25 protein-coding genes are annotated in these 22,988 nt (G+C 64.2%); 19 read left to right on the forward strand and 6 right to left on the reverse strand.

Annotated features, from left to right (window positions below; translation table 11 throughout):
- Window position 1: 1 nt before the first annotated feature.
- A complete protein-coding gene (locus AC2FNY_RS07715; RefSeq protein ID WP_496802108.1) occupies window positions 2–1,375 on the forward strand; it encodes an L-serine ammonia-lyase in 1,374 nt (457 codons plus the stop codon).
- Window positions 1,376–1,510: 135 nt separating this feature from the next.
- On the forward strand, window positions 1,511–2,425 hold the full coding sequence (locus tag AC2FNY_RS07720; RefSeq protein ID WP_496802109.1) for a DMT family transporter: 915 nt from the start codon (window positions 1,511–1,513) through the stop codon (window positions 2,423–2,425).
- Here the strand turns inward: AC2FNY_RS07720 and AC2FNY_RS07725 are convergent.
- A complete protein-coding gene (locus AC2FNY_RS07725; protein WP_496802110.1) occupies window positions 2,370–3,062 on the reverse strand; it encodes a thiamine diphosphokinase in 693 nt (230 codons plus the stop codon). The genes AC2FNY_RS07720 and AC2FNY_RS07725 overlap by 56 nt on opposite strands.
- A gap of 139 nt (window positions 3,063–3,201) precedes the next feature.
- Between AC2FNY_RS07725 and AC2FNY_RS07730 the strand changes: the two genes are divergently transcribed.
- Window positions 3,202–5,130: a chemotaxis protein CheA gene (locus tag AC2FNY_RS07730; RefSeq protein ID WP_496802111.1), complete on the forward strand. Its 1,929-nt coding sequence runs from the start codon at window positions 3,202–3,204 to the stop codon at window positions 5,128–5,130.
- Window positions 5,131–5,204: 74 nt separating this feature from the next.
- On the opposite strand, the gene AC2FNY_RS07735 is transcribed toward AC2FNY_RS07730, so the two are convergent.
- Complete coding sequence (locus AC2FNY_RS07735; protein ID WP_234137798.1) at window positions 5,205–5,600, reverse strand: DUF6524 family protein; 396 nt, start codon at window positions 5,598–5,600, stop codon at window positions 5,205–5,207.
- 156 nt (window positions 5,601–5,756) lie between these two features.
- Here AC2FNY_RS07735 and AC2FNY_RS07740 point away from each other — a divergent pair, with 156 nt between their 5' ends.
- Both AC2FNY_RS07740 and AC2FNY_RS07745 read left to right on the forward strand, forming a co-directional pair.
- Entirely contained in the window at window positions 5,757–7,052 is a 1,296-nt protein-coding gene (locus AC2FNY_RS07740; RefSeq protein ID WP_234216259.1) for an adenylosuccinate synthase, read from the forward strand.
- Window positions 7,052–7,285: a DUF2842 domain-containing protein gene (locus AC2FNY_RS07745; protein WP_234137796.1), complete on the forward strand. Its 234-nt coding sequence runs from the start codon at window positions 7,052–7,054 to the stop codon at window positions 7,283–7,285. Before AC2FNY_RS07740 ends, AC2FNY_RS07745 begins: the two co-directional genes overlap by 1 nt.
- On the opposite strand, the gene AC2FNY_RS07750 is transcribed toward AC2FNY_RS07745, so the two are convergent.
- From AC2FNY_RS07750 to nthA, 3 genes are read right to left on the reverse strand one after another with little or no spacing between them, the layout of a single operon-like run.
- Window positions 7,286–7,618, reverse strand: coding sequence for a nitrile hydratase accessory protein (locus AC2FNY_RS07750; RefSeq protein ID WP_234166943.1), 333 nt, complete (start codon window positions 7,616–7,618; stop codon window positions 7,286–7,288).
- Complete coding sequence (nthB, locus tag AC2FNY_RS07755) at window positions 7,615–8,289, reverse strand: nitrile hydratase subunit beta (protein ID WP_496802112.1); 675 nt, start codon at window positions 8,287–8,289, stop codon at window positions 7,615–7,617. The genes AC2FNY_RS07750 and nthB overlap by 4 nt, the downstream gene beginning before the upstream one ends.
- Window positions 8,286–8,900, reverse strand: a complete 615-nt coding sequence (nthA, locus tag AC2FNY_RS07760; protein ID WP_496802113.1) for a nitrile hydratase subunit alpha — start codon at window positions 8,898–8,900, stop codon at window positions 8,286–8,288. Before nthA ends, nthB begins: the two co-directional genes overlap by 4 nt.
- A gap of 150 nt (window positions 8,901–9,050) precedes the next feature.
- Here nthA and secG point away from each other — a divergent pair, with 150 nt between their 5' ends.
- Both secG and pyrG read left to right on the forward strand, forming a co-directional pair.
- Window positions 9,051–9,413 carry a preprotein translocase subunit SecG gene (gene secG / locus AC2FNY_RS07765; protein ID WP_234166946.1) on the forward strand — a complete coding sequence of 121 codons (363 nt, stop codon included), beginning with the start codon at window positions 9,051–9,053 and terminating at the stop codon, window positions 9,411–9,413.
- Between the two features lie 162 nt (window positions 9,414–9,575).
- Window positions 9,576–11,219, forward strand: coding sequence for a CTP synthase (gene pyrG / locus AC2FNY_RS07770; protein WP_496802114.1), 1,644 nt, complete (start codon window positions 9,576–9,578; stop codon window positions 11,217–11,219).
- Window positions 11,220–11,411: 192 nt separating this feature from the next.
- Here the strand turns inward: pyrG and AC2FNY_RS07775 are convergent, their stop codons facing one another.
- Window positions 11,412–12,452: a dipeptidase gene (locus tag AC2FNY_RS07775; protein ID WP_496802115.1), complete on the reverse strand. Its 1,041-nt coding sequence runs from the start codon at window positions 12,450–12,452 to the stop codon at window positions 11,412–11,414.
- Between the two features lie 96 nt (window positions 12,453–12,548).
- Here AC2FNY_RS07775 and AC2FNY_RS07780 point away from each other — a divergent pair, with 96 nt between their 5' ends.
- The 12 genes from AC2FNY_RS07780 (at window position 12,549) to AC2FNY_RS07835 (ending at window position 22,982) form a co-directional block, all read left to right on the forward strand.
- Window positions 12,549–12,842, forward strand: coding sequence for a DUF1330 domain-containing protein (locus AC2FNY_RS07780; protein ID WP_234144819.1), 294 nt, complete (start codon window positions 12,549–12,551; stop codon window positions 12,840–12,842).
- A 42-nt stretch (window positions 12,843–12,884) separates the two neighbouring features.
- Window positions 12,885–13,328 (forward strand): tellurite resistance TerB family protein, encoded by a 444-nt coding sequence (locus tag AC2FNY_RS07785; RefSeq protein WP_234162981.1) that lies wholly within the window; start codon window positions 12,885–12,887, stop codon window positions 13,326–13,328.
- A 39-nt stretch (window positions 13,329–13,367) separates the two neighbouring features.
- Entirely contained in the window at window positions 13,368–13,805 is a 438-nt protein-coding gene (locus AC2FNY_RS07790; RefSeq protein WP_234144817.1) for a tellurite resistance TerB family protein, read from the forward strand.
- On the forward strand, window positions 13,802–14,554 hold the full coding sequence (locus AC2FNY_RS07795; protein ID WP_496802116.1) for a phosphate/phosphite/phosphonate ABC transporter substrate-binding protein: 753 nt from the start codon (window positions 13,802–13,804) through the stop codon (window positions 14,552–14,554). Before AC2FNY_RS07790 ends, AC2FNY_RS07795 begins: the two co-directional genes overlap by 4 nt.
- 109 nt (window positions 14,555–14,663) lie before the next feature.
- On the forward strand, window positions 14,664–15,440 hold the full coding sequence (locus AC2FNY_RS07800) for an ABC transporter ATP-binding protein (protein ID WP_234137785.1): 777 nt from the start codon (window positions 14,664–14,666) through the stop codon (window positions 15,438–15,440).
- A gap of 31 nt (window positions 15,441–15,471) precedes the next feature.
- A complete protein-coding gene (locus AC2FNY_RS07805) occupies window positions 15,472–16,194 on the forward strand; it encodes a transporter substrate-binding domain-containing protein (protein WP_234166950.1) in 723 nt (240 codons plus the stop codon).
- Between the two features lie 84 nt (window positions 16,195–16,278).
- Window positions 16,279–17,166 carry an ABC transporter permease gene (locus AC2FNY_RS07810; protein WP_234137783.1) on the forward strand — a complete coding sequence of 296 codons (888 nt, stop codon included), beginning with the start codon at window positions 16,279–16,281 and terminating at the stop codon, window positions 17,164–17,166.
- A complete protein-coding gene (locus AC2FNY_RS07815; RefSeq protein WP_234137782.1) occupies window positions 17,163–17,972 on the forward strand; it encodes an ABC transporter permease in 810 nt (269 codons plus the stop codon). Before AC2FNY_RS07810 ends, AC2FNY_RS07815 begins: the two co-directional genes overlap by 4 nt.
- Window positions 17,973–18,173: 201 nt before the next feature.
- Window positions 18,174–19,514, forward strand: a complete 1,341-nt coding sequence (locus tag AC2FNY_RS07820; protein WP_234137781.1) for a glutamine synthetase family protein — start codon at window positions 18,174–18,176, stop codon at window positions 19,512–19,514.
- A 61-nt stretch (window positions 19,515–19,575) separates the two neighbouring features.
- Entirely contained in the window at window positions 19,576–20,256 is a 681-nt protein-coding gene (locus AC2FNY_RS07825; protein ID WP_496802117.1) for a type 1 glutamine amidotransferase, read from the forward strand.
- A 1-nt stretch (window position 20,257) separates the two neighbouring features.
- Complete coding sequence (locus tag AC2FNY_RS07830) at window positions 20,258–21,616, forward strand: glutamine synthetase family protein (RefSeq protein WP_234137779.1); 1,359 nt, start codon at window positions 20,258–20,260, stop codon at window positions 21,614–21,616.
- A gap of 151 nt (window positions 21,617–21,767) precedes the next feature.
- Window positions 21,768–22,982 (forward strand): DegT/DnrJ/EryC1/StrS family aminotransferase, encoded by a 1,215-nt coding sequence (locus AC2FNY_RS07835; protein WP_238904779.1) that lies wholly within the window; start codon window positions 21,768–21,770, stop codon window positions 22,980–22,982.
- The last annotated feature ends 6 nt before the right edge of the window (window positions 22,983–22,988 follow it).

Raw genomic sequence — 22,988 nt, forward strand, 5'->3', positions numbered from 1 at the left:
TATGTTCCTCTCCGTCTTCGACATGTTCAAAGTGGGCATCGGCCCGTCCTCGTCGCACACCATGGGGCCGATGGTGGCCGCCGCGCGCTTCCTTGACATGATGCGCGCCTCACCCTTCGAGTTTCATGGGGTCAAGGGCTCGCTACATGGCTCGCTGGCCTTTACCGGCGTGGGCCATGCCACCGACCGCGCCACCATCCTTGGCCTCGCGGGCTTTGTCCCCGATAGCTATGACAACGACAAGGCAGAGGAAGCGCTGGCCGCGATCCACGCGACACATACAGTGACGCCCGAGGGGCTGCCGGAGCTGGCCTTCGACCCCAAGCGCGACCTTGTCTTCGACTATGACCACACCCTTCCGGGCCATGCCAACGGCATGATCCTGATGGCCACCGACGCCCAGGGCGACGTGATCCTGCGGCAGGTGTTCTATTCCGTCGGCGGCGGCTTTGTCCTGACCGAAGAGGAACTGGCCCAGGGCAAGGACAGCAATGACGGCCCGCCGGTGCCCTATCCGTTCAAATCCGCAGCCGAGATGCTGGAGATGGCCGCCGCCTCGGGCAAGTCCATCGCCCAGATGAAACGCGCCAACGAAATCGCGCGTGGCTGCGAGACCTCCTTTGCCAAGGGCACCGCGCGGCTCTGGGAAGTGATGAACAACTGTATCGAACGCGGACTGGCCACCGATGGCATCCTGCCCGGGGGCCTCAATGTGCGCCGCCGCGCCAAGGGGATCCATGACGCGCTGGTGGCCGAACGCGGCATGAACCTGAACGCGCCGCACACGATCAACGACTGGATGAGCGTCTATGCCATGGCGGTGAACGAGGAAAACGCCGCTGGCGGCCAGGTTGTGACCGCCCCCACCAACGGTGCGGCGGGCACCCTGCCCGCGGTGCTGCGCTACTACCTCGACCACGTGCCGGGCGCGGCGCCCAGCCATGTCGAGGATTTCCTGCTGACCGCCGCCGCCATCGGCGGGCTGGTCAAGTACAATGCCTCGATCTCGGGCGCCGAAGCGGGATGTCAGGCCGAGGTCGGCAGCGCCGCCGCCATGGCGGCGGCAGGCCTCTGCGCGGTGATGGGCGGCACGCCCGAACAGGTGGAAAACGCCGCCGAAATCGCGCTGGAACATCACCTCGGCATGACCTGCGATCCGGTCAAGGGTCTGGTTCAGGTGCCCTGTATCGAACGCAACGGTCTGGCCGCGATCAAGGCGGTCTCGGCAGCTTCGCTGGCCTTGCGCGGCGACGGCAAGCATTTCGTGCCGCTGGATGCGGTGATCGAGACCATGCGCCAGACCGGTGCCGACATGCACGAGAAATACAAGGAGACCTCGCTGGGCGGGCTCGCAGTCAATGTTCCGAACTGCTGAGGCGGGCGCCATTTTCTGACACAGAAAATGGCCCAGAAAATCTGCGATTTTCTGTCCCGGAATTTTGCAAAAATTCCGCTTCTTGTGAGCGACGTTACGCTTGTATCACCCTGAACGGGAAACTAGCGTCGCACAATGACCGCCGACCGCCCCCTTCTGGGCATCGTCCTGATGCTCGGTTTCTGTGTGCTCGCCCCGATGGGCGACGCGCTGGCCAAGCTGCTGGGCGGTACCATGCCCACCATGCAGCTCTTGCTGGTGCGCTTTGCCATTCAGGCCGTGGTCCTGATCCCGCTGGTCCAGGCCACCGGGCGTCCCTGGCAATTACGCGGGCGGCTGTTGCGCCTGACCGCCCTGCGCACCGCGCTGCACATCACCGGCATCTGGGCGATGTTCACCGCCTTGCGCTATCTGCCGCTGGCCGATGCGGTCGCCATCGCCTTTGTCATGCCCTTCATCATGCTGCTCCTGGGCAAATACGTTCTGGGCGAAGAGGTCGGCCCGCGCCGCCTTGGCGCCTGTATCGTGGGCTTTGTCGGCACGCTTCTGGTGATCCAGCCCAGCTTTGCCGAGGTTGGCCTGCCCGCCCTTCTGCCGCTTGTGGTCGCCGTGGTCTTTGCCCTCTTCATGCTGGTCACACGGCAACTGGCCAAGGACACCGACCCGATCGCGCTTCAGGCGGTCTCGGGCGTCATGGCCTGCGTGGCCTTGACGCCGGTGCTGCTGATCGGTCACGCCGTCGGGGTCGAGGCGCTGACTCTGGTAACAGCCTCGGGCACGACACTCTGGCTGCTTCTGGCCATCGGCGTACTCGGCACGGCGGCGCATCTGTTGATGACCTGGTCGCTGCGCTATGCGCCTTCGGCCACGCTGGCGCCGATGCAGTATCTGGAGATTCCCGTCGCCACCGCCATCGGCTGGCTGATCTTCCACGACCTGCCCAACGGGCTGGCGGCCCTCGGCATCCTGATCACCATGGCGGCGGGCCTCTATGTCATTCTGCGCGAGCAGGCCAGCGCCCGCAGCGCGGCGACAGGAACCAGCGGATAACCCCGTCCAGCGCGCCGCGCGGCACCATCACCAGCAAGCCCGGCCCGTCTGACTCGATCTGCACCGGCCCGGTCGCCCGGTTCGAGGTGCCGATCTGACCGTCGGGTGCCATCACGAACCCGTCGAGCGGCCAGAACAGCCCCTCGGACCGCGCCGTCACCGGCACCAGCGGGAACAATGACACGACATCGCCCGGCACCAGATCCAGCTCCAGCCGGGGCGGCAGGTGAAAGACCGCCTCGGACGCGCCGAGCAGCACGCAAGGACGATCCGCATGTCGCACCATCGCATTGAATGTGGCCAGCTGATGATCCACCCGTGCACCCAGAAATCCGACCCCCAGCACAAGTGGGGCCGAGATATGGCGCAGAGCCTTGTCGAAATCGGTGCTGTCCTGCTCGGAAATCGAATGAAGCCGCTCGTCAGGGATGCGGACGCGGTGCAATGCCGGCAGGCTATCCATATCCCCGATGACAGCATCGGGCATCCGCCCTTGCGCCAGCGCCACCAGCGCGCCACTATCGGCGGCGACCAGTGTTCTGGCGCGCTCTAGCGCCAACTCCAGGTCCTCCGGACCAATATCCCCGCCCCCAACAAGGGTAACCGGTTCCGATTTCTCAACAATCGCGGTATTCATGGCTGGATTGTCGCCCCCTCAGGAAACAGGACATATTGTAGTCACAAAATGATACGCTCATTTGCACAGAATCGGGCCGAAATTGACGCCCAAGGGATGGTAAACGCTTAGGCACAACTATGTAGAGGACGAGCATCCCATGGTACAGAACAACAAGGTCTTGACCGTCTCGTATGGGACATTCTCCTGTACGCTCGAAGGGTTCGACGATTCTTTCGACACGATGAAGGCCATTGCCGAGTACTTCCGGGATCTCGCTGCCGACGACCGCTATTTCGGCGCTGAACCGCCGCAGCCGGATGCCGATATGCTTGCCCGGATCGCCGAGCGCGAGATCGCCCGTCAGGTCGAAGCGCGGCGGGATGAAAAGGGGATCGTGCTGCGCGCCGCAGCCCCCGCTGCACTGGTGTCCGCTTCGGTTTCAGAGCCGGTTCCCGCAGACCCTGCTCCGGCCACCTCCTTGACGGAGGCCCCCGCGGCCGAGGTCGCCCCGGCCCAACCTGAGGTTACAGCGCCGAAAGTAGCAGAAATGCAGCCCGAACCGTTCGGCGAAGCGCAGGTCGAAGAGGCAACCGAAGAGACCTCGGCTGAGGCGCCGTTGGTAGACCAAACAGCCGAAGCCGAAATCGACGAGGGAATGGTGGAGGACACGGACGAAGATGACAGCGAAGCAATGCTCGCCAACATCTCCGCACAGTTCGAAGACCTGGCCAAGGATGAAGAGGACAGTTGGGACGACGCCGAAATTAATACCTTGGCCGAGGCTGAACCGGTTGACAGCGCCCCTGAAACGCCGGCAGCCCCCGACTCCATCGCTGCCAAGCTGCAGCGCATCCGGGCCGTAGTGTCTCGGAATGAACAGGGCAGCCCTGCACAGACGCCCTATACCGAGGACGAACATGCCAGCAACCTAGCCGAACTCGATACGCTCGAGGCAGAGGTCGCACCACTCGAACAGGTCGACAGCGGACTTGCCGCGCGTTTCGTCTCGGACATGAATGAGCCCGACGAAGAAGCGGCCGAAGAGGCGATTGCCGACGAGACGTCACAGACGGTCGAAGACATCCATCCGCGTGTTGCTGTCCGCGTCACCAAGATCAAGCGCAGCGAAATCGAGATAGCGGAAGAAGAGGCCGACCTCCCGATGACCGGCTCGCTTTCTCCGGAAGACGAGGACGATCTGCTGCGCGAGCTGGCCGCGGTCGAGGCGGAATACCTTGCCGAGCGCAACTCGGATCAGGCTTACGACGACGAAGAGGACGATGAGATCGACCTGCTCAACCTCGACGAAGAAGACGAAGACACCTCGGACGTCGACGGTTCGCTCTTTAGCGAATTCGATGAGGTTGATGACAACGACACCGAAGAGGACACCGCCTTTCCGAACGAGGCTGCCATCTCCGGTGGCAACGACGATATTTCCCGACTGTTGGCTGCAGCAGACGAGAAACTGGACGACCCGGATCTGTCCCACACCCGCGAAACCTATTCGCGGATGCGGGCAGCAGTTGCCGCGACCCGGGCCGAGCGGTCAGCGGGCGGCACGATGGGCACCCATTCCAATGACGACGAGTACCGTTCCGATCTGTCCGAGGTGGTGCGCCCGCGTCGTCCGGTTACCAGCGGGAACACACCGCGCGCTCAGGTCGCAGACCGACCCGCTCCGCTGAAACTGGTGGCCGAGCAGCGCATCGATACCAAGCGCGCCGCAACAAGTGGCCCAGTCCGCCCGCGCCGGGTGGCTAACCTTGTGCCGGGCGAACGCGCTGCCGAAGCCATCGAAGGCGGCTTTGCCAAGTATGTCGCGGAGACCGGCGCCAGCGGCCTGCACGAGTTGCTGGAGGCGGCGGCCTCGTACCTGTCTTTTGTCGAGGGTCACGACCAGTTCTCTCGCCCGCAACTGATGAACAAAGTACGACAGCTTGACGATCAGGAATTCAATCGCGAGGACGGGCTGCGCTCATTCGGGCAACTTCTGCGCGAGGGCAAGCTGAAAAAGACCGCCAGCGGTCAATTCACTGCCTCGGGTCAGATCGGGTTCCGCCCCGATAACCGAGCTGCGGGCTGACCCGCTAAATAGCTCAAAAGCGCAAAACGGCACCCCGATATCGCGGTGCCGTTTTGCACTTCAAGGGCCTTGCCTCACTCATCCACGTCATCGACATCGGATTGCCCGGCCAAGTGTCGCCGTACATGGCTCCAGCTCAGGCCAACCCCCAACACAACCGACAAAGCAAAGATACCAAGCCATACATTCACAGTTGTATTATCGAGATGCAGCAGGCCGAAATCGAAAAGGACCCAGAGCAACGAGGCGATGACCGACAACACCAGTGCCATACCGAACGGGCCGATCGAGCGCAGGGTCGCACGCAAGTAGATGATATAGCCAATCGTCAGAAGTAGCCCCATGAATACGGCCACAGACAGATGGGTCTGGTAGTTCCAGTATGCCCATCTGACATAGTTAATCTCCGTCGGGTTGTAGGTCAGCGCCAACAACCCGAAGGCAAACATCCATCGCAGGAAAACGCCCATGTCCCGAACCGCCTGTTCTTTTTTTTGCCGCTAGGAATCGCCCATATAGACGAATCTGTCCAGTGATTCAGATCACATGCGGCGAAAATGCGGTTTCCCTGCCGCGCGCGCACCGGTATATGGGCGCGGGTTTGTAACACCAGCAAAGGACCAGATATGGCCAACGTCGTCGTTGTCGGCGCCCAATGGGGCGACGAGGGTAAGGGCAAGATCGTGGATTGGCTCAGCGAGCGTGCCGATGTGATCGCGCGCTTTCAGGGCGGCCACAATGCCGGCCATACGCTGGTGATCGACAGCAAGGTCTACAAGCTGCACGCGCTGCCCTCGGGCGTGGTGCGCGGCGGCAAGCTGAGCGTGATCGGCAATGGCGTGGTGCTGGACCCCTGGCACCTGATGGGCGAGATCGAGACCGTGCGGGCGCAGGGTGTCGAGATCACCCCCGAGACGCTGATGATCGCCGAGAACACGCCGCTGATCCTGCCCTTTCACGGCGAACTTGACAGGGCCCGTGAAGAGGCGGCCAGCAAGGGAACCAAGATCGGCACCACGGGCCGCGGCATCGGCCCGGCTTACGAGGACAAGGTGGGCCGCCGCGCCATTCGCGTTGCCGATCTGGCAGACGAGGCCACGCTGGTCGCCCGCGTCGACCGCGCATTGCAGCACCACAATCCGCTGCGCAAGGGCCTGGGCGTCGAGCCGGTCGATCGTGACGCGCTGATCGCAAAGCTGCGGGAGATCGCGCCGCAGATCCTGCCCTTTGCCGCACCGGTCTGGAAAGTGCTGAACGAGAAGCGCAAAGCCGGAAAGCGCATCCTGTTCGAAGGCGCCCAGGGCGCGCTTCTGGATATCGACTTTGGCACCTATCCCTTTGTCACCTCGTCGAACGTGATTGCCGGGCAATCGGCCACAGGGGTGGGCATCGGCCCGAACTCGATCGACTTCGTTCTGGGCATCGTCAAAGCCTATACCACCCGCGTCGGCGAAGGCCCCTTCCCCACCGAACTGCACGACGCCGATGGCGAACGGCTTGGCACGCGCGGCCATGAGTTTGGCACCACGACCGGGCGCAAGCGGCGCTGCGGCTGGTTCGACGCGGCGCTGTTGCGCCAGACCTGCGCCACCAGCGGTATCAACGGCATCGCGCTGACCAAGCTTGACGTGCTCGACGGGTTCGAGACGCTGAAAATCTGCGTCGGCTACGATCTGGACGGTACCCGGCTCGATTACCTGCCCACCGCCGCCGACCAACAGGCGCGCTGCACGCCCATCTACGAGGAAATGCCCGGCTGGTCGGAATCGACCGAGGGCGCGCGCAGCTGGGCCGACCTGCCCGCCAATGCGATCAAATATGTCCGCCGTGTCGAGGAACTGATCGACTGCCCGGTCGCCATGCTCTCGACCAGCCCGGAGCGGGAGGACACCATCCTGGTGACCGACCCGTTCGCCGACTGATGGCGCTGTCGCACAAGGCGCGCCGCCGCTGGTCGCTGGTCGTCCTGCTGGTGGCGCTGCCGCTTTACATCGTGGTGGCGGTCACCCTGACGGATTGGCTGCGCGCCCGGTTCGACGGGTTGCCTGTGCTAGTCGAACTGGTGATTTTCGTCGGCCTCGGGATCCTCTGGATCCTGCCGTTCAAGGCCGTGTTTCGCGGGGTCGGTCAGGCCGACCCCGACGACAGGGGCTGATCACTCGGCCAGCCGCACCGGCTGGCCATGTGGCGTTGTCAGATAGGCACGCTCCCAGGCCGCGCGCATTTCGGCGCGTTCCTCGGGGGCGGCCTCGCCTGCCTCACTCAGAAGCCTCTCCAACGTCTCCAGCCACGCGTTGAAGTAATCCTCGCCCCCGTCCAGATCGCGCGACAGCCCGTGCCGTTTCAACGTGGCGGAAAACCGGTCCACCCACTCGGCCCAGGTGAACCGCCCCGCCTCGTTCAGATGCACCGTCAGGGCAAAGACCTGCGCATGCCAGGGCTCGGCAAAGACCGGCTCGGGGGCCGCGATATCGGGGCACTCGCTCATGCCGGCTCCATATAGCTCTGCCAGAGATCCAGCACCACCTCGTCCCCCGGCGCCTCGGGATCGGCCCAAAGCTCCGAGGCCGGAAAGGCCACCGCATAAAGCGGCTCGGGCGCCTCGCCCAGCCGGTGCGCATTGCTGTCCGGCAACACATGGCTGCCATGTTTCAGCACGATCCGCCCGCGCGCGCCCGCCGCATAGGCGGGCAGCCGCGTATGGCCGCCATCGACCAGCCGGTTGGCCGCCGGGCGCAGCGTGCGCACTGCCTGCCCCACCTCGAACCGGGGCGCGACATTCGACGGGCGGTCCGCCGGACCGCCGCGCGCCAGCACAGCGGCCACCGCCTCGGCCTTCATCGCGCGTTCGGCCAGCGGGTGAGCCCCCGCCGAGCCGTCTCCACGCAGGTCTTCCTCGGTCAGCACTCCGGTCTCGACCAGCAGATCGGCCAGCGCCGCGATCCACTTCTCGAAATAGCTGAAGCGGCCATAATCCGCCGGTGACAGCCGCTCGCGCGCATGGCGCGAGACGTCTATGTTCCACTGTCCCAGCGCCCCCGCCGCCAAGGTCAGCGCCAAGGCCCGCGCCTGCCAGTCGCCCAGCTGCGGGATACCGTCGGCCTCGGGCGTAATCGCGCCATCGCCAAACCGTCCGCCCATGTCATGCACGCGGGTCATGCGGGCACCCTCGGCAGGCCGGTGCCGATCATGCTGTCGCGCGTCACCAGTTCGGCCAGCGCCTCCTCGTCCAGTCCCTCGCTCCCCTCGGGCCGCATCGGCAGCACCAGATAGCGGATCTCGGCCGTCGAATCCCAGACACGCACGGCGGACCCCTCGGGCAGGCTGACCCCGAATTCGGCCAGCACCTTGCGCGGCTCGCGCACCGCGCGCGACCGATAGGCGTCGGACTTGTACCAGCCCGGCGGAATGCCCAACAGCGGCCACGGGTAACAGCTGCACAGGGTGCAAACGACCATGTTATGGGTCTCGGGCGTGTTCTCGACCACGACCATGTGTTCACCCTGCCGCCCGTAATATCCCATCTCGGTCAACAGCGGCATGGCATCGGCCAACAGCGCCGCCTTGAACACCGGATCGGCCCAGGCGCGCGCCACCACACGCGCCCCGTTCTGCGGGCCGATGCGATTCTGATAGGTGTCGATGATCTCGTCCAGCGCGGCGGGGTCGATCAGCCCCTTGCGGGTCAGGATCGTCTCCAACGCCTTGACGCGCAGCGCCGGGTCCGGAGGAAGAAGGGAATGCGGGTGGTCGTGATGGTCATGTGGCATGCGGCGGAGATTGCCGCGCCGCCCCAACCCTGTCCAGCCTCTTTGCGGTGATGAATGGCATTACCGAAGGTGATCCAAACTCGCGACTTGCCCCTGCGGGCAAACTTGCATAGATACCACGCGGTACACGCCACCGGCCGCAGGAACACCATGGAAAACGTCGTCCTCATCATTCACCTTCTCCTGGCTCTGGGCCTGATCGCCGTCGTCCTGATGCAGCGGTCCGAAGGTGGCGGCCTGGGCATGGGTGGCGGCGGCGGCGCGATGACCGGCCGCGCGGCCGCAACCGCGCTCAGCAAGGTGACGTGGGTTTTGGCCATCGCGTTCATCGTGACCTCGATCACCCTAACCGTGATCGCGGCGCAAAAGGCATCGGGCACCTCGGTCATCGACCGTCTGGGCGTTCCGGCGCCCGAAGCATCCGAGCCCGCCACACCCAACGTTCCGGCAGGCAGCGACCTGTTGCCGCCCAGCGCGGGCGACAATGCACCCCTGGTGCCCAAGGCCGACTGATCTACAACAGTTTGCATTCCTGGTGAGGGCCGCAACAGCATCTTGCGGTTCTCTTGCGCAATTGGCGCGAATCCTCTATACGTGAAGTCCCGTGATGCTGCGGTTTTTCCGAAACCGCCGGGCAGCTGATTTATGACTTCTCACGGGGGCAGCCGAACACTCATGGCACGTTTTATCTTCATCACCGGCGGTGTCGTTTCTTCGCTTGGCAAAGGTCTGGCCTCGGCCGCATTGGGCGCGTTGCTGCAAGCGCGCGGCTTCTCAGTCCGCCTGCGCAAGCTCGACCCCTATCTGAACGTCGATCCGGGCACCATGTCGCCTTTTGAACATGGCGAGGTCTTCGTCACCGATGACGGTGCCGAGACCGACCTGGACCTCGGCCATTACGAACGCTTCACCGGGGTGGCGGCGCGCAAGACGGACTCGGTCAGCTCGGGCCGGATCTATTCCAACGTGCTCGAAAAGGAACGCCGCGGCGACTATCTCGGCAAGACCATCCAGGTCATTCCCCACGTCACCAACGAGATCAAGGATTTCATCTCGATCGGCGAGGACGAGGTCGATTTCATGCTCTGCGAGATCGGCGGCACCGTCGGCGATATCGAGGGCCTGCCCTTCTTCGAGGCGATCCGCCAGTTTTCCCAGGACAAGCCGCGCGGCCAGTGCATCTTCATGCACCTGACGCTGCTGCCCTATATCAAGGCCAGCGGCGAGCTGAAGACCAAGCCCACCCAGCACTCGGTCAAGGAGCTTCGCTCCATCGGCATCGCCCCCGATATCCTGGTCTGCCGCTCCGAAGGGCCGATCCCGCAGAAAGAGCGCGAGAAACTGGCGCTCTTCTGCAACGTCCGCCCCGAGGCGGTGATCGCCGCGCAGGATCTCTCGACCATCTACGACGCGCCGTTGGCCTATCACGCCGAGGGGCTGGATCAGGCGGTGCTGGACGCGTTCCAGATCAGCCCGGCACCCAAGCCGGATCTGACGAAATGGGAAGACGTCAGCGACCGCATCCACAACCCCGAAGGCGAGGTCAAGGTCGCCATCGTCGGCAAGTACACCCAGCTGGAAGACGCCTATAAATCCATCGCCGAGGCGCTGACCCATGGCGGCATGGCCAATCGCGTGAAGGTCAGGATCGAATGGGTCGATGCCGAGATCTTCGACCGCGAGGATCCCGCGCCCTATCTCGAGGGCTTCCATGCCATCCTGGTGCCCGGCGGCTTTGGCGAACGCGGCACCGAGGGCAAGATCAAGGCGGCGCAATATGCCCGCGAACACCAGGTGCCCTATCTGGGCATCTGCCTGGGCATGCAGATGGCGGTGATCGAGGCGGCGCGCAACGTGGCCGGCATCGCCGGAGCTGGCTCCGAGGAATTCGACCACGAGGCCGGCAAGAAACGGTTCGAACCGGTAGTCTATCACCTCAAGGAATGGGTGCAGGGCAATTACAAGGTCAGCCGCAAAGTCGATGACGACAAGGGCGGCACCATGAGGCTGGGCGCCTATGACGCGGTTCTCAAGGAAGGCTCCAGAGTGGCCGAGGTCTATGGCGGCACCGCGATCGAAGAACGCCACCGCCACCGCTACGAGGTGGATATCAAATACCGCGAACAGCTGGAAAAGGCGGGCCTCTGCTTCTCGGGCATGTCGCCCGATGGACGCCTGCCCGAGATCGTCGAATGGACGGATCACCCGTGGTTCATCGGCGTTCAGTACCACCCCGAGCTGAAATCGAAACCCTTCGACCCGCACCCGCTATTTGCCGATTTCGTGCGCGCGGCCAAGGAAAGCTCGCGCCTGGTCTGAACGGCGGTTGGGGGCTCTGCCACCGTCCCCTGCGGTGACTCCCCCAGAGATATTTGGAACCAGAAAGAAGCAGGACGGGATTTAGGCTTCTTTCTGGTCCGCAATACTCCGGAGCGCGAGGCAGCGCCTCGCATGCCGCGCCGCAGGCGCGAAAAAAGGCGGGCGCGCCGCAGGCGCTCATTTTGTGAACAGTCAGGCGGCCTCGCCCCAGGTCTCGGCCAGCACCCGCATCCAGTTGCCCCAGCAGATGCGCTCGATCCGGGCCGCAGGATAGCCGTGCCGCTCCATTGCCTCGATCAGGGCCGGCAACTTGTCGACCGAATTGAGCCAGCAAGGCGGCGTGCAGCCATCGTAATCCGAGCCGATTGCCACGCCCTCCTCGCCCAGCCTGTCCAGCAAGTGGTCGAATTGCGACATCAGCCACGCTGCGGGAATGTCATCGTCCGGGCGCCCGTCGGGGCGCAGGAAGGTGGATTCGAAATTCACCCCCGCCAGGCCTCCGCTCTCGGCCATGATCCGCAGCTGTTCATCGGTCAGGTTGCGCGCATGCGGTACCCGTGCATGGGCGTTGGAATGGGTCGCCACCAGCGGGCGCGTCGATATCGCCGCCACGTCACGGAACCCGGCCAGGTTCAGATGACTGAGATCGACCAGAATCCGCATCTCCGCGCAGCGCGCGATCAGGGCGCGGCCACGCTCGGTCAGGCCCGGCCCGATATCGGGGCCGGAAGGATAGCAGAACGGCACTCCGTGACCAAAGGCGTTGGGCCGGCTCCAGACCGGCCCGAGCGAGCGCAGACCCAGCGCGTATAGCTCCTCGAGTTCATAGAAATCGGAGCCGATTCCCTCGGCCCCTTCCAGATGCAGGATTGCAGCCAACAGCCCTTCGTCCCGAGCCCGCGCGATCTGGCCAGTGCTGGTACAGATCCGCAGCGCGCCTGCCTCTTCCAGCGCCACCAGCGTGTCGGCCTGGGCCCGGATCATCTCCCAGGCCTGCGGTTCGGGCACCGGTTCGGGCAGAGGCAGATCGTATTCCGGGCCCAGCGCGCTGAAATCCGTGGCACCGTCAGAACGCGCCCAAAGCGCGAAGAAACCGCCGCCAAACCCGCCAGCCCGCGCGCGCGGCAGGTCGAGTTGCCCCGGCAGCCCGGTCAGGAACCCACCCGCGGCAGCCCGGCCGCCGGCGCGGGCGAGCTCGGTCAAGACATCGTTATGGCCATCGAAGACAATCATGCCAGCAAGTTTGCCCGATTTCCGCGCCTGCACAAGCGGGATTGCATCGCCGCGCGTTGCGGGCCACCCTGCGGCCTGAACGACGAGGAGACAGTCATGCCCAAAGGATACTGGGTCGCCCATGTGGATGTGGACGACATGGAGATCTACAAGAGTTATATCGCGGCCAACGCGGCGCCCTTTGCCGAATATGGCGCCCGGTTCCTGGTCCGCGGTGGCGGGCGCGAGACGCGCGAGGGCCAGGCCCGCGCGCGCACCGTGGTGATCGAGTTTCCCAGCTATGAGGCGGCGCTGGCCTGTTACGACAGTCCCGGCTATCAGGCGGCCAAGGCCCTGCGTGACCCGGTCTCGACCGGCGATCTGGTTATCATCCAAGGCTATGACGGGTAGAACACGCTTGGCCAGACGCAACATATGGGATAGATTGCGCCCATGCTGAAAAAGTTCCTTCAGGCCTTTCGCCCGCCTTCTCCGACGCCGCTGCCCGACCCCGATGCCGAGCTTGCGCTGGGTGCGCTTCTGGTGCGCGTGGCCAAGGCGGACCGCGAATACCAGGTCGAGGAGATCAGCCTGATCGACCGGATCCTGGCCCGGCTCTATGGTCACAACGCCATAGAGGCGGCCAAGGTGCGCGCAACCTGCGAAAAGCTGCACGCCGCCGCGCCCGACACCGATACCTTCGGCAAGCTGATCCGCGAGACCACGGGCCTCGAAGAGCGGCTTGCCGCGCTGGATGCGCTTTGGGAAGTGGTGCTGGCCGATGGTCTGCAACGCGAGGGTGAGCTGAAGATCGTCGAAGAGGCGCGGATTGCCATGGGTCTCAGCCGCAAGGACAGCGACGGCGCCCGCGACCGCATACTGGCGCGCGCGGGCTAGGTCCGTCGCCACCAACGACCAGACCCGGATGGAGTCGCCATGTTCCGAGAGTTTCTGACCCGGCTGACACAGCCGCAGCCCGCGCCGCTTGACGATGGAGATGCGCGTCTGGCGCTGACCGCGCTCTTGGTGCGGATCGCCCGCGCGGACAATGACTATGCCCAGGCCGAGCGCGACCGGATCGACCGGATCGCAGCCGCCCGCTATGGGCTGAGCCCGTTCGAGGCGGCGCAGCTGCGCGCCCGCGCCGAAGAGCTGGAGGCCGAGGCACCCGATACCGTCCGCTTTACCCGCGCGATCAAGGAGGCCGTCGCCTATGAGGAGCGCCGCGCCGTGGTCGAGGCGTTGTGGTCGGTGGTACTGGCCGATGGGGAACGCGCCCAGGAAGAGGACGCGCTGTTGCGGCTGGTGGCAAACCTGCTGGGCGTCAACGACCGTGACTCGGCCCTGGCACGGCAAAAAGCGGCAAGCCGATGACCGCCATGCTGGGCATGTATGACATGCCGCCCCTGCGCGCCGCCAATGACCGGTTCTGGGCCTTGGTCCGCGCCGAACTGGGATATGGCCCCGAAACGCTCGACCGGACACGCGATGTCTGGGCGATTTGGCGCGATCCCGAAATGGTGCTGGCGCAGACCTGCGGCATGCCCTATCGCACCCGTTTGCATGGCCATGTGCAGCTGGTGGGCACTCCCGATTACGGGCTGCCGGGCTGCGCGCCGGGGCATTACCGATCCGTCTTTGTGGCGCGGGTCGACGATACGCGCGACCTGCCCGAGCTGGCGACTGGCACCTTTGCCTATAACGAGGCGCTGTCGCAGTCGGGCTGGGCGGCGCCTGTAACCCATCTGCAAGGGGCCGGGCTGGCCCCTGCCGCGCTGCTGGAAAGCGGCGCGCATGCGGCCTCGGCCGCGGCCGTGGCCGAGGGGCGGGCCGATCTGGCGGCGCTGGATGCGCTGACCTGGACGTTGCTCTGCGAACACACCGATCTGGGTGCGCGGCTGCGCGAGGTGGCCCATACCACGCCCACCCCGGTGCTGCCCTATATCACTGCGCCGGGACGGGATGCCGCCGCTATTGCCGCCGCCGTCCGGACGGCGATTGCGAATCTGGACCCGGCCGATCGTGCGGCGCTGCATCTCAAGGGGCTGGTTGACATTCCTGCCTCGGCTTATCTGAGCATCCCCAATCCGCCGGCACCGTCTGCTATTTGTTCCGCAGACTGATCATTTCGTCGGGTTAACCGGTACAAACCGTCGATTTGAACATTGCAATGTGTCGGTTTTTCCGACCTAGTACCGCCCTAACACGCAAAACAAGACATCGGGACACCACGTGACAGAAACCGCCCCCGTTATCCAGATCAAGAACCTGCACAAGAGCTTTGGCCAGCTCGAAGTCCTCAAAGGTGTCGATATCACCGCCCATCGCGGCGACGTGGTGTCGTTGATCGGCTCATCGGGATCGGGCAAATCCACGCTGCTTCGTTGCTGCAACCTGCTCGAGGACAGCCAGCAGGGCGAGATCCTGTTCAACGGCGAACCGGTCCGCTGGACCGGCAGCGGCAGTTCCCGCCGCCCGGCCGACCCCAAACAGGTGCTGCGCATTCGCACGAACCTCAGCATGGTGTTCCAGCAGTTCAACCTGTGGGCCCATATGACCATCCTGCAAAACGTGATGGAGGCGCCGATCCACGTGCTGGGCCGCGACCGGGCCGAGGTCGAGGAGAGCGCGCGGCGCTATCTCGACAAGGTGGGGATCGGCGACAAATGCGACAATTACCCGGCCCAGCTGTCGGGTGGCCAGCAGCAGCGCGCTGCCATCGCGCGCGGCCTGTGCATGGAGCCGCAGGCGCTGTTGTTCGACGAGCCGACCTCGGCGCTCGACCCCGAGCTGGAGCAGGAAGTCATCAAGGTGATCCGGGACCTGGCCGCCGAGGGCCGCACCATGATCATCGTTACCCATGACATGAAGATGGCCGCCGATATCTCGTCCCATGTCATCTTCCTCCACCAGGGGCTGGTCGAGGAAGAGGGCACCGCCGAAGATATCTTTGCAGCGCCGAAATCCGAGCGTTTGCAGGGCTTTCTTTCCGTCACCAAGGCCGCATAATCAAAATACCAACGACAATGGGAGTCTCTCAATGAAGAAACTGATTCTGACCACCGCCGCGCTGGCGCTGACCGCCGGCATGGCCATGGCCGACACCGTGCGCATGGGCACCGAGGGCGCGTATCCTCCGTACAACTTCATCAACGACAAGGGCGAGGTCGACGGCTTCGAGCGCGAACTGGGCGACGAGCTGTGCAAGCGCGCCGGCCTGACCTGCGAGTGGGTCAAGAACGACTGGGATTCGATCATCCCCAACCTGGTGTCGGGCAACTACGACACCATCATCGCCGGCATGTCGATCACCGACGAGCGTGACGAGGTGATCGACTTCACCCAGAACTACATCCCGCCGACCGCCTCGTCCTATGTCGCGGCCTCTGATGGCGCCGACCTGTCGGGCATCGTCGCGGCCCAGACCGCCACCATCCAGGCCGGATACATCGCCGAAAGCGGTGCGACGCTGGTGGAATTCGCCACGCCCGAGGAAACCATCGCCGCCGTCCGTAACGGCGAGGCCGATGCGGTCTTTGCCGACCGGGACTATCTGGTTCCGATCGTCGAAGAATCGGGCGGCGAGCTGATGTTCGTGGGCGATGACGTGCCGCTGGGCGGTGGCGTCGGCATGGGTCTGCGCGAAAGCGACGGCGAGCTGCGCGGCAAGTTCGACGCGGCCATCACCTCGATGAAAGAGGACGGCACGCTGAACGCGATGATCAAGAAATGGTTCGGCGAAGACGCCGCCGTTTACGAATAAACCCTGCGGGCGGGCCTGCCGATCGCGGCAGGCCCGATCCCATGCGGCCACCATTGCCGCGCCCTGCCCCGCAAAGGCCCGCCGATGTTCTCCTACTGCACCGATCCCGACACGCTGGACACGGTCCGCTGGTTCTCCTGCTTTCTGACCAACGGCGTGCACCTGTCCTTCTACATGTCCTTCCTCAAGGTTCTGGTTCTGCTGCTGGTCACCGCCCCGGTGGCGCTGGCGGTGGGCTTTGCCGGGGCCATGGCCACGCGGGCCACGCTGCCGCCGCTGCGCTGGCTGGGCGAGGGCTATATCGCGATCATGCGCGGCGTGCCCGACATTGCCTTCTTCCTGTTCTTCGTGATCGCGCTGGATCAGGCGTTCGAGTGGACCCGGCATCAGATCCTGTGCCCCGACTGGACCGATCCGATCCGGCAGGGCAACGATTTTCTGGTCTGCCCCGATGCCAAGCTGCCGCTGGGCCGGGCGGCGGAATGGGTGCATCAGACCTATTCCTTTTTCCTGGCGGTGGTGACCTTTGCCATCGTTTTCGGCGCCTTCGCGGCCAACGTGTTGCGCGGTGGCATGCGCGCCGTGCCCCATGCCCAGCTTGAAACCGCCGCCGCCTATGGCATGTCCCGGCGCCAGACCTTTTGGCGCATCCTGGTGCCGCAGATGTGGATCTATGCCCTGCCCGGCCTGTCGAACCTGTGGCTGATCCTGATCAAGGCAACCCCGCTGCTGTTCCTGCTGGGGATCGAGGATATCGTCTATTGGGCGCGCGAGATTGGCGGCACCAAGACCTCCAAGTTCACCGACTATCCCCATGGCGACTGGCGCATGTGGTATTTCCTGTTCCTGCTGGTCTTCTACCTGAGCTTCACCCGCATCTCGGAAATTCTGCTTGAGAGGCTGACCGTCCGCCTCAGCCACGGCCAGGCCACCACCGGCGGTGAGGCCCTGCGCAAGGAGGCCGCGGCATGAAATCCTGTATCGACACCATCCAGGACTATGGCCTGCGCGCGATCGGTATCGGCGAGCGACTGTTGCCCCGGTCCGACTTTACCCTGTGCGAGCAGTTCACCCTGATCGGCTCTGGCATGATCTGGAACATCTATTTCGGCCTGATGGCGCTGGTCACCGGCTATTTCCTGGCCGTCACCCTGGCACTGGGCAAAAGCGCGTCCAACCCCTGGGCGCGCAAACCGGCGGAATGGTTCATCTTCATCTTCCGCGGCTCGCCCCTCTTCATCCAGTTCTTCTTTGCCTATTTCTTCTTCCTGTCGCTGAAGAAGAGCTATCCGATGTTCGACATGCTGACCTCGGCATGGGCGGGTGCGCTGATCGTGCTGTTCATGAACACCGCCGCCTATTCTGCCGAGATCTTCTATGGCGCGCTGCGCACGATCCCCAAGGGCGATGTCGAGGCCGCTGACGCCTATGGCATGAGCGGCTGGCCCCGGTTCCGCCGCATCGTCTGGCCCACCATGATGCGGCTGGCATGGCCCGCCTATACGAACGAGGCGATCTTTCTGTTTCACGCCACCACGCTGGTGTTCTTTTCGGCCTTCCCGGCCTGGCAACAGCGTGGCGATGCGCTGTATTACGCCAGCTATTTCGCGGACAAGACGTTCAACCCGTTCGTCCCCTACCCGATCCTCGCCTTTTATTTCATCCTGCTGACCCTGGCGGTGGTGGGCGTGTTCGGTGTGATAAACACGCGGCTGAACCGGCACCTGCCCGCCGAACGCCGGCCCAAGATGCGCCTGCGCCCCAACCTGATGCGGTGACCCTTTCCCGTGGGGGTCACGGGGTGCTGGTCTGGCTGCTACTCCCAACCTGCCGCCTTGGTTGTCTGGACATGGTTTGATCCATGACCGGCTTGCCATGACACGCGGTCGGACAAGACCGTGGAAATATCGCTTGCCAGCCCCCCACGGCTAGTAGTAGAAATTTGATCAAATCTAACAGACATCGCGTGAGAAGGGCCCATGCAAGCCAAAAACTGGCTGCGGAAGAACCCGCAGGTAAGAACAATTCGTGTGGCCGCTGCCGACCTGAACGGCCAGCCGCGCGGCAAGCGCGTGCCCGGACGTTTTGCTGACAAGGCGATCGAGGGCGGCACCCGCTTTCCATTGTCGGTGATGAATCTCGACATCTGGGGCGAGGATATCGAGGACAGCCCGCTGGTGCTGGCCTCGGGTGATCGCGATGGCGTTCTGCAACCGACCGAGCGCGGTTTCATGCCGATGCCATGGCTCGACACGCCCACCGGCCTGCTGCCGATCTGGATGTTCCACGAAGATGGCCGCCCTTATGAGGGCGACCCGCGCCACGCCTTGAACACCGTGGTCAAACGCTACAGGGCGCGCGGCCTGAAACCGGTCGTCGCGGTCGAGCTGGAATTCTTTCTGATCGACGACAGCGGCCGCCATTTGCAGGTGCCGCAATCACCGCGCTCGGGCAAGCGGCGCAAGGCGGGCGAGATCCTGTCGCTGCGCGCACTGGACCAGTTTGATCATTTCTTCACCGAGCTTTACGACGCTTGCGAAGTCATGGATATCCCCGCCGATACCGCCATCTCCGAGGCCGGGGTCGGCCAGTTCGAGATCAACCTGATGCATCAGGACGACGCCCTGCGCGCCGCTGACGATGCCTGGCTGTTCAAGATGCTGGTCAAGGGCTTGGCCCGCAAGCATGGCTTTGCCGCCAGTTTCATGGCCAAACCTTACGAGGATTACGCCGGGTCGGGCATGCATATGCATTTCTCGGTGCTGGATGATGAGGGCAACAACATCTTTGACGACGGCACCGAGCGTGGCAGCGATGCGTTGCTGCACGCGGTGCGCGGCTGTCTGGACGCCATGTCGGGCAGCACGCTGATCTTTGCCCCCCACGACAACAGCTATGCCCGGCTGGTCCCCAATGCCCACGCGCCGACCGGCGTCGCCTGGGCCTATGAGAACCGCACCGCGGCCATCCGCATCCCCTCGGGCAGTCCGGTCGCACGCCGGATCGAACACCGGGTCGCGGGCGGCGACGTCAATCCCTATCTGATGATCGCGGCGGTTCTGGGCGCGGCACTCAACGGGATCGAGGATGGCAAGATGCCGCCCGAACCGATCTCGGGCAATGCGTACAAGGCGGATCTGCCCCAGATCCCCGATCGTTGGGACGCAGCGATTGACGCATTCGAATCCGACCCGGCTGTCGCGCGGATTTTCGCGCCCGAGCTGATCCGCAACTATGTCATGACTAAGCGGCAGGAGTTCCGCTATTTTCAGGAGATGACCGAGAAGGAAAAAACCGAAGTCTATCTGGACACGGTCTGACCTGATCACGACATGGGCACTGCCGGAGCCCCGATCCGGCAAATTTGATGACTGGTGACACATGAAGATCGGTATTCTCCTCACGGGCCACGCCCCGGATACGCTCATCGACGCGACCGGCGACTATGACGCGTTCTTCGTCCGCCTGCTGGGGCCACAGAGTTTTGAGTTTGAAACCTTTGCGGTGGTGGACGGTCAGTTCCCCAGCGGCGCCGAGGCCGCCGACGGCTGGCTGATCACCGGCTCGCGCCACGGCGTGTACGAGGACCACCCCTGGATCCCGCCGCTCGAGGCCCTGATCCGCGAGATCCGCGACAAGGGTCAACCTCTGATCGGCGTGTGCTTCGGCCACCAGATCATCGCCCAGGCCCTGGGAGGCAAGGTCGAGAAATTCAAAGGCGGTTGGGCCATCGGCCCCACAGAATACGACATGGGCGGCGAGCGGGTGACCGTGAACGCCTGGCACCAGGATCAGGTCGTGGCCCTGCCAGACGGGGCCGAGGTTCTGGCCTCGAACGACTTTTGCCGAAATGCGATGGTGGCCTATGGCGACACCATCTGGACCATTCAGGCACATCCGGAATACGACAACGAGTTCATCGGCGGGCTGATCCGGACCCGTGGTCGCGGCGTGGTGCCCGACCCTGTACTCGACGACGCGACCGGGCGGCTCGACAGCCCGCTCGACAGCCCCGCCATCGGCAAGCGCATGGCGGATTTCTACAAGAAAGCGAGGGCCTGACATGGCCGACTGGACAGACAATCTCCCCGAGGCCGCGCAGGCCTATCTGGAAAACCGCCGCCTGGACGAGGTGGAATGCATCATCTCGGACCTGCCCGGCATTGCCCGCGGCAAGGCGGTTCCGGCAAGCAAATTTGCGCGGCAGGACTATTTCCACCTGCCCGACAGCATCTTTTACCAGACCATCACAGGTGACTGGGGCGATGCCGCCGGAGACGAGGGCTTTATCGAGCGGGACATGATCCTGCGCCCCGATTACTCGACCGCGACCGCCGCGCCCTGGACCGGCGACTGGACGCTTCAGGTGATCCACGACGCCTATGACCGCGACGGCGACCCGATCCCGTTCAGCCCGCGCAACGTGCTGAGACATGTGGTCTCGCTCTATCATGCGCAGGGCTGGAAACCGGTCGTAGCCCCCGAGATGGAATTCTATCTGGTGGCCCGCAACCTGGACCCGGCCAAGGAGATCGAGCCGATGATGGGCCGCTCGGGCCGTCCCGCCGCCGCGCGGCAGGCCTATTCGATGACCGCGGTCGACGAATTCGGCCCGGTGATCGACGACATCTATGACTTTGCCGAGGCTCAGGGCTTCGAGATCGACGGCATCACCCAGGAAGGCGGCGCCGGCCAGCTGGAAATCAACCTGCGTCACGGCAGCCCGGTGCGGCTGGCCGACGAGGTGTTCTATTTCAAGCGGCTCATTCGCGAGGCGGCGTTGCGCCACAATTGTTTCGCCACTTTCATGGCCAAGCCGATCGAGAACGAGCCGGGCAGCGCCATGCATATCCACCATTCGATCGTCGATATGGAAACCGGCGAGAACATCTTCTCGGGCCCGCAGGGGGGCGAAACCGACGCCTTCTATCACTTCATCGCGGGTTTGCAGAACCACCTGCCCTCGGGTCTGGCGGTGATGGCACCCTATGTGAATTCCTATCGCCGCTACGTGAAGGACCATGCCGCGCCCATCAACCTGGAATGGGGCCGCGACAACCGCACCACCGGCATTCGCGTGCCGCTCTCCGGCCCCTCGTCGCGGCGGATCGAGAACCGGCTCGCGGGCATGGATTGCAACCCCTATCTGGGCATCGCGGTCTCGCTGGCCTGCGGCTATCTGGGCCTGATGGAAGAGGCGCGCCCGCGCAAGCAGTTCCGGGGCGATGCCTATGACGGCGAGGGCGATATCCCGCAGGTGATGGGCGACGCGCTGGACATGTTCGACGAGGCCAAGGCCCTGCACCAGGTGTTGGGCCCCGAATTCGCCCGCGTCTACAGCATCGTCAAACGCGCCGAATACAACGAGTTCCTGCAGGTGATTTCACCCTGGGAACGCGAACACCTGCTGATGAACGTCTGAGCGGTCAAAACCGTTCTCCTTGACTGGCGGGAAAGGTCACCCTTTCCCGCCTTTTTCCTGTCTGCAATCCTGAATGGCCGTTCAAGTTGGTCTTGGTTCTGTTACGCAACTGTTTTACAATTCTCAAAGGTTGAATTCGGGAATCTCAAATATGACACTGCCGCCCAACGTTCACGACGCCGAACCAATCCCCGCCGCCGCGCGCGAGGCCATCGACGCGCTGATGCAATCGGGTGATCTGTTCCGCTATACCGCACCGCAGGATGCGCCGGTGGCCCTGCTCGAGGCGGAGTTCGCCGCGCTGCTTGGGTCGAAATACGCGCTGGCAGTGTCGTCCTGCTCGGCGGCGCTGTTCCTGTCGCTCAAGGCCTTGGGCCTGCCGCGCGATGCGCGGGTGCTGATCCCGGGCTTCACCTTTGCCGCCGTGCCCTCGTCGGTCGTACATGCCGATTGCGTGCCGGTCCTGTGCGAGGTCGGCGCCAATTACCGGATCGACATGGCAGATTTCGAAGCCAAGCTGGACGGCGTGCAGGCGGTGATCATCAGCCATATGCGCGGTCATACTTCGGACATGGACGCGATCATGGCGCTCTGCGATGCGCGTGGAATACCGGTGGTCGAGGACGCGGCGCATTCGCTGGGCACCACCTGGCACGGGCGCAATATCGGCACCATCGGCCGGGTCGGCTGTTTCTCGTTCCAGTCCTACAAGATGATCAACGCGGGCGAAGGCGGCATCCTGGTGACCGACGACGCCGATCTGGTGGCGCGCGCGGTGATCATGTCGGGCGCGTATGAGCATAACTGGAAGAAGCACAAAGGGCCCGAGGGGCAGAACTCGCCCGAACTGGCCGAGGCCTTTGCCCACTGGCAGAACATGCTGCCGCTTTACAATCTGCGCATGTCGAACCTGAGTGCCGCGGTGATCCGCCCGCAAATCCCCGAACTGGCCCGCCGGGTGCGCGACGGGTTGACCAACCACGACTATGTAGCGGACCGCCTCAACACCTCGCCCTTCATCGACGTCCCCGCCCCGCTTGCTCCGGAACGGCGCGCCCCGGATTCGATCCAGTTCAACCTGATCGGGCTGGACGAGGCCGAAACCCGCGCCTTTGCCGCCGCCGCCGAGCGACGCGGGGTCAAGGTGCAGGTCTTTGGCCTAAGCGAGGACAATGCCCGCGCCTTCTGGAACTGGCAGTTTCTGGGAGAGGTGCCCGATCTGCCGCAGACCCGCGCCATGCTGATGCGCGCCTGCGACGTACGACTGCCGGTGCGGCTAAGCCGCGCCGAACTGGATGTGGTGGCCGATATCCTGCTGGCCGCGATGGCAGAGGTAACCGGCCCTGCGCGCGCCTATGGAACCTAAGGCGCG

The organism is Ruegeria sp. BHSC223, from assembly GCF_059613025.1.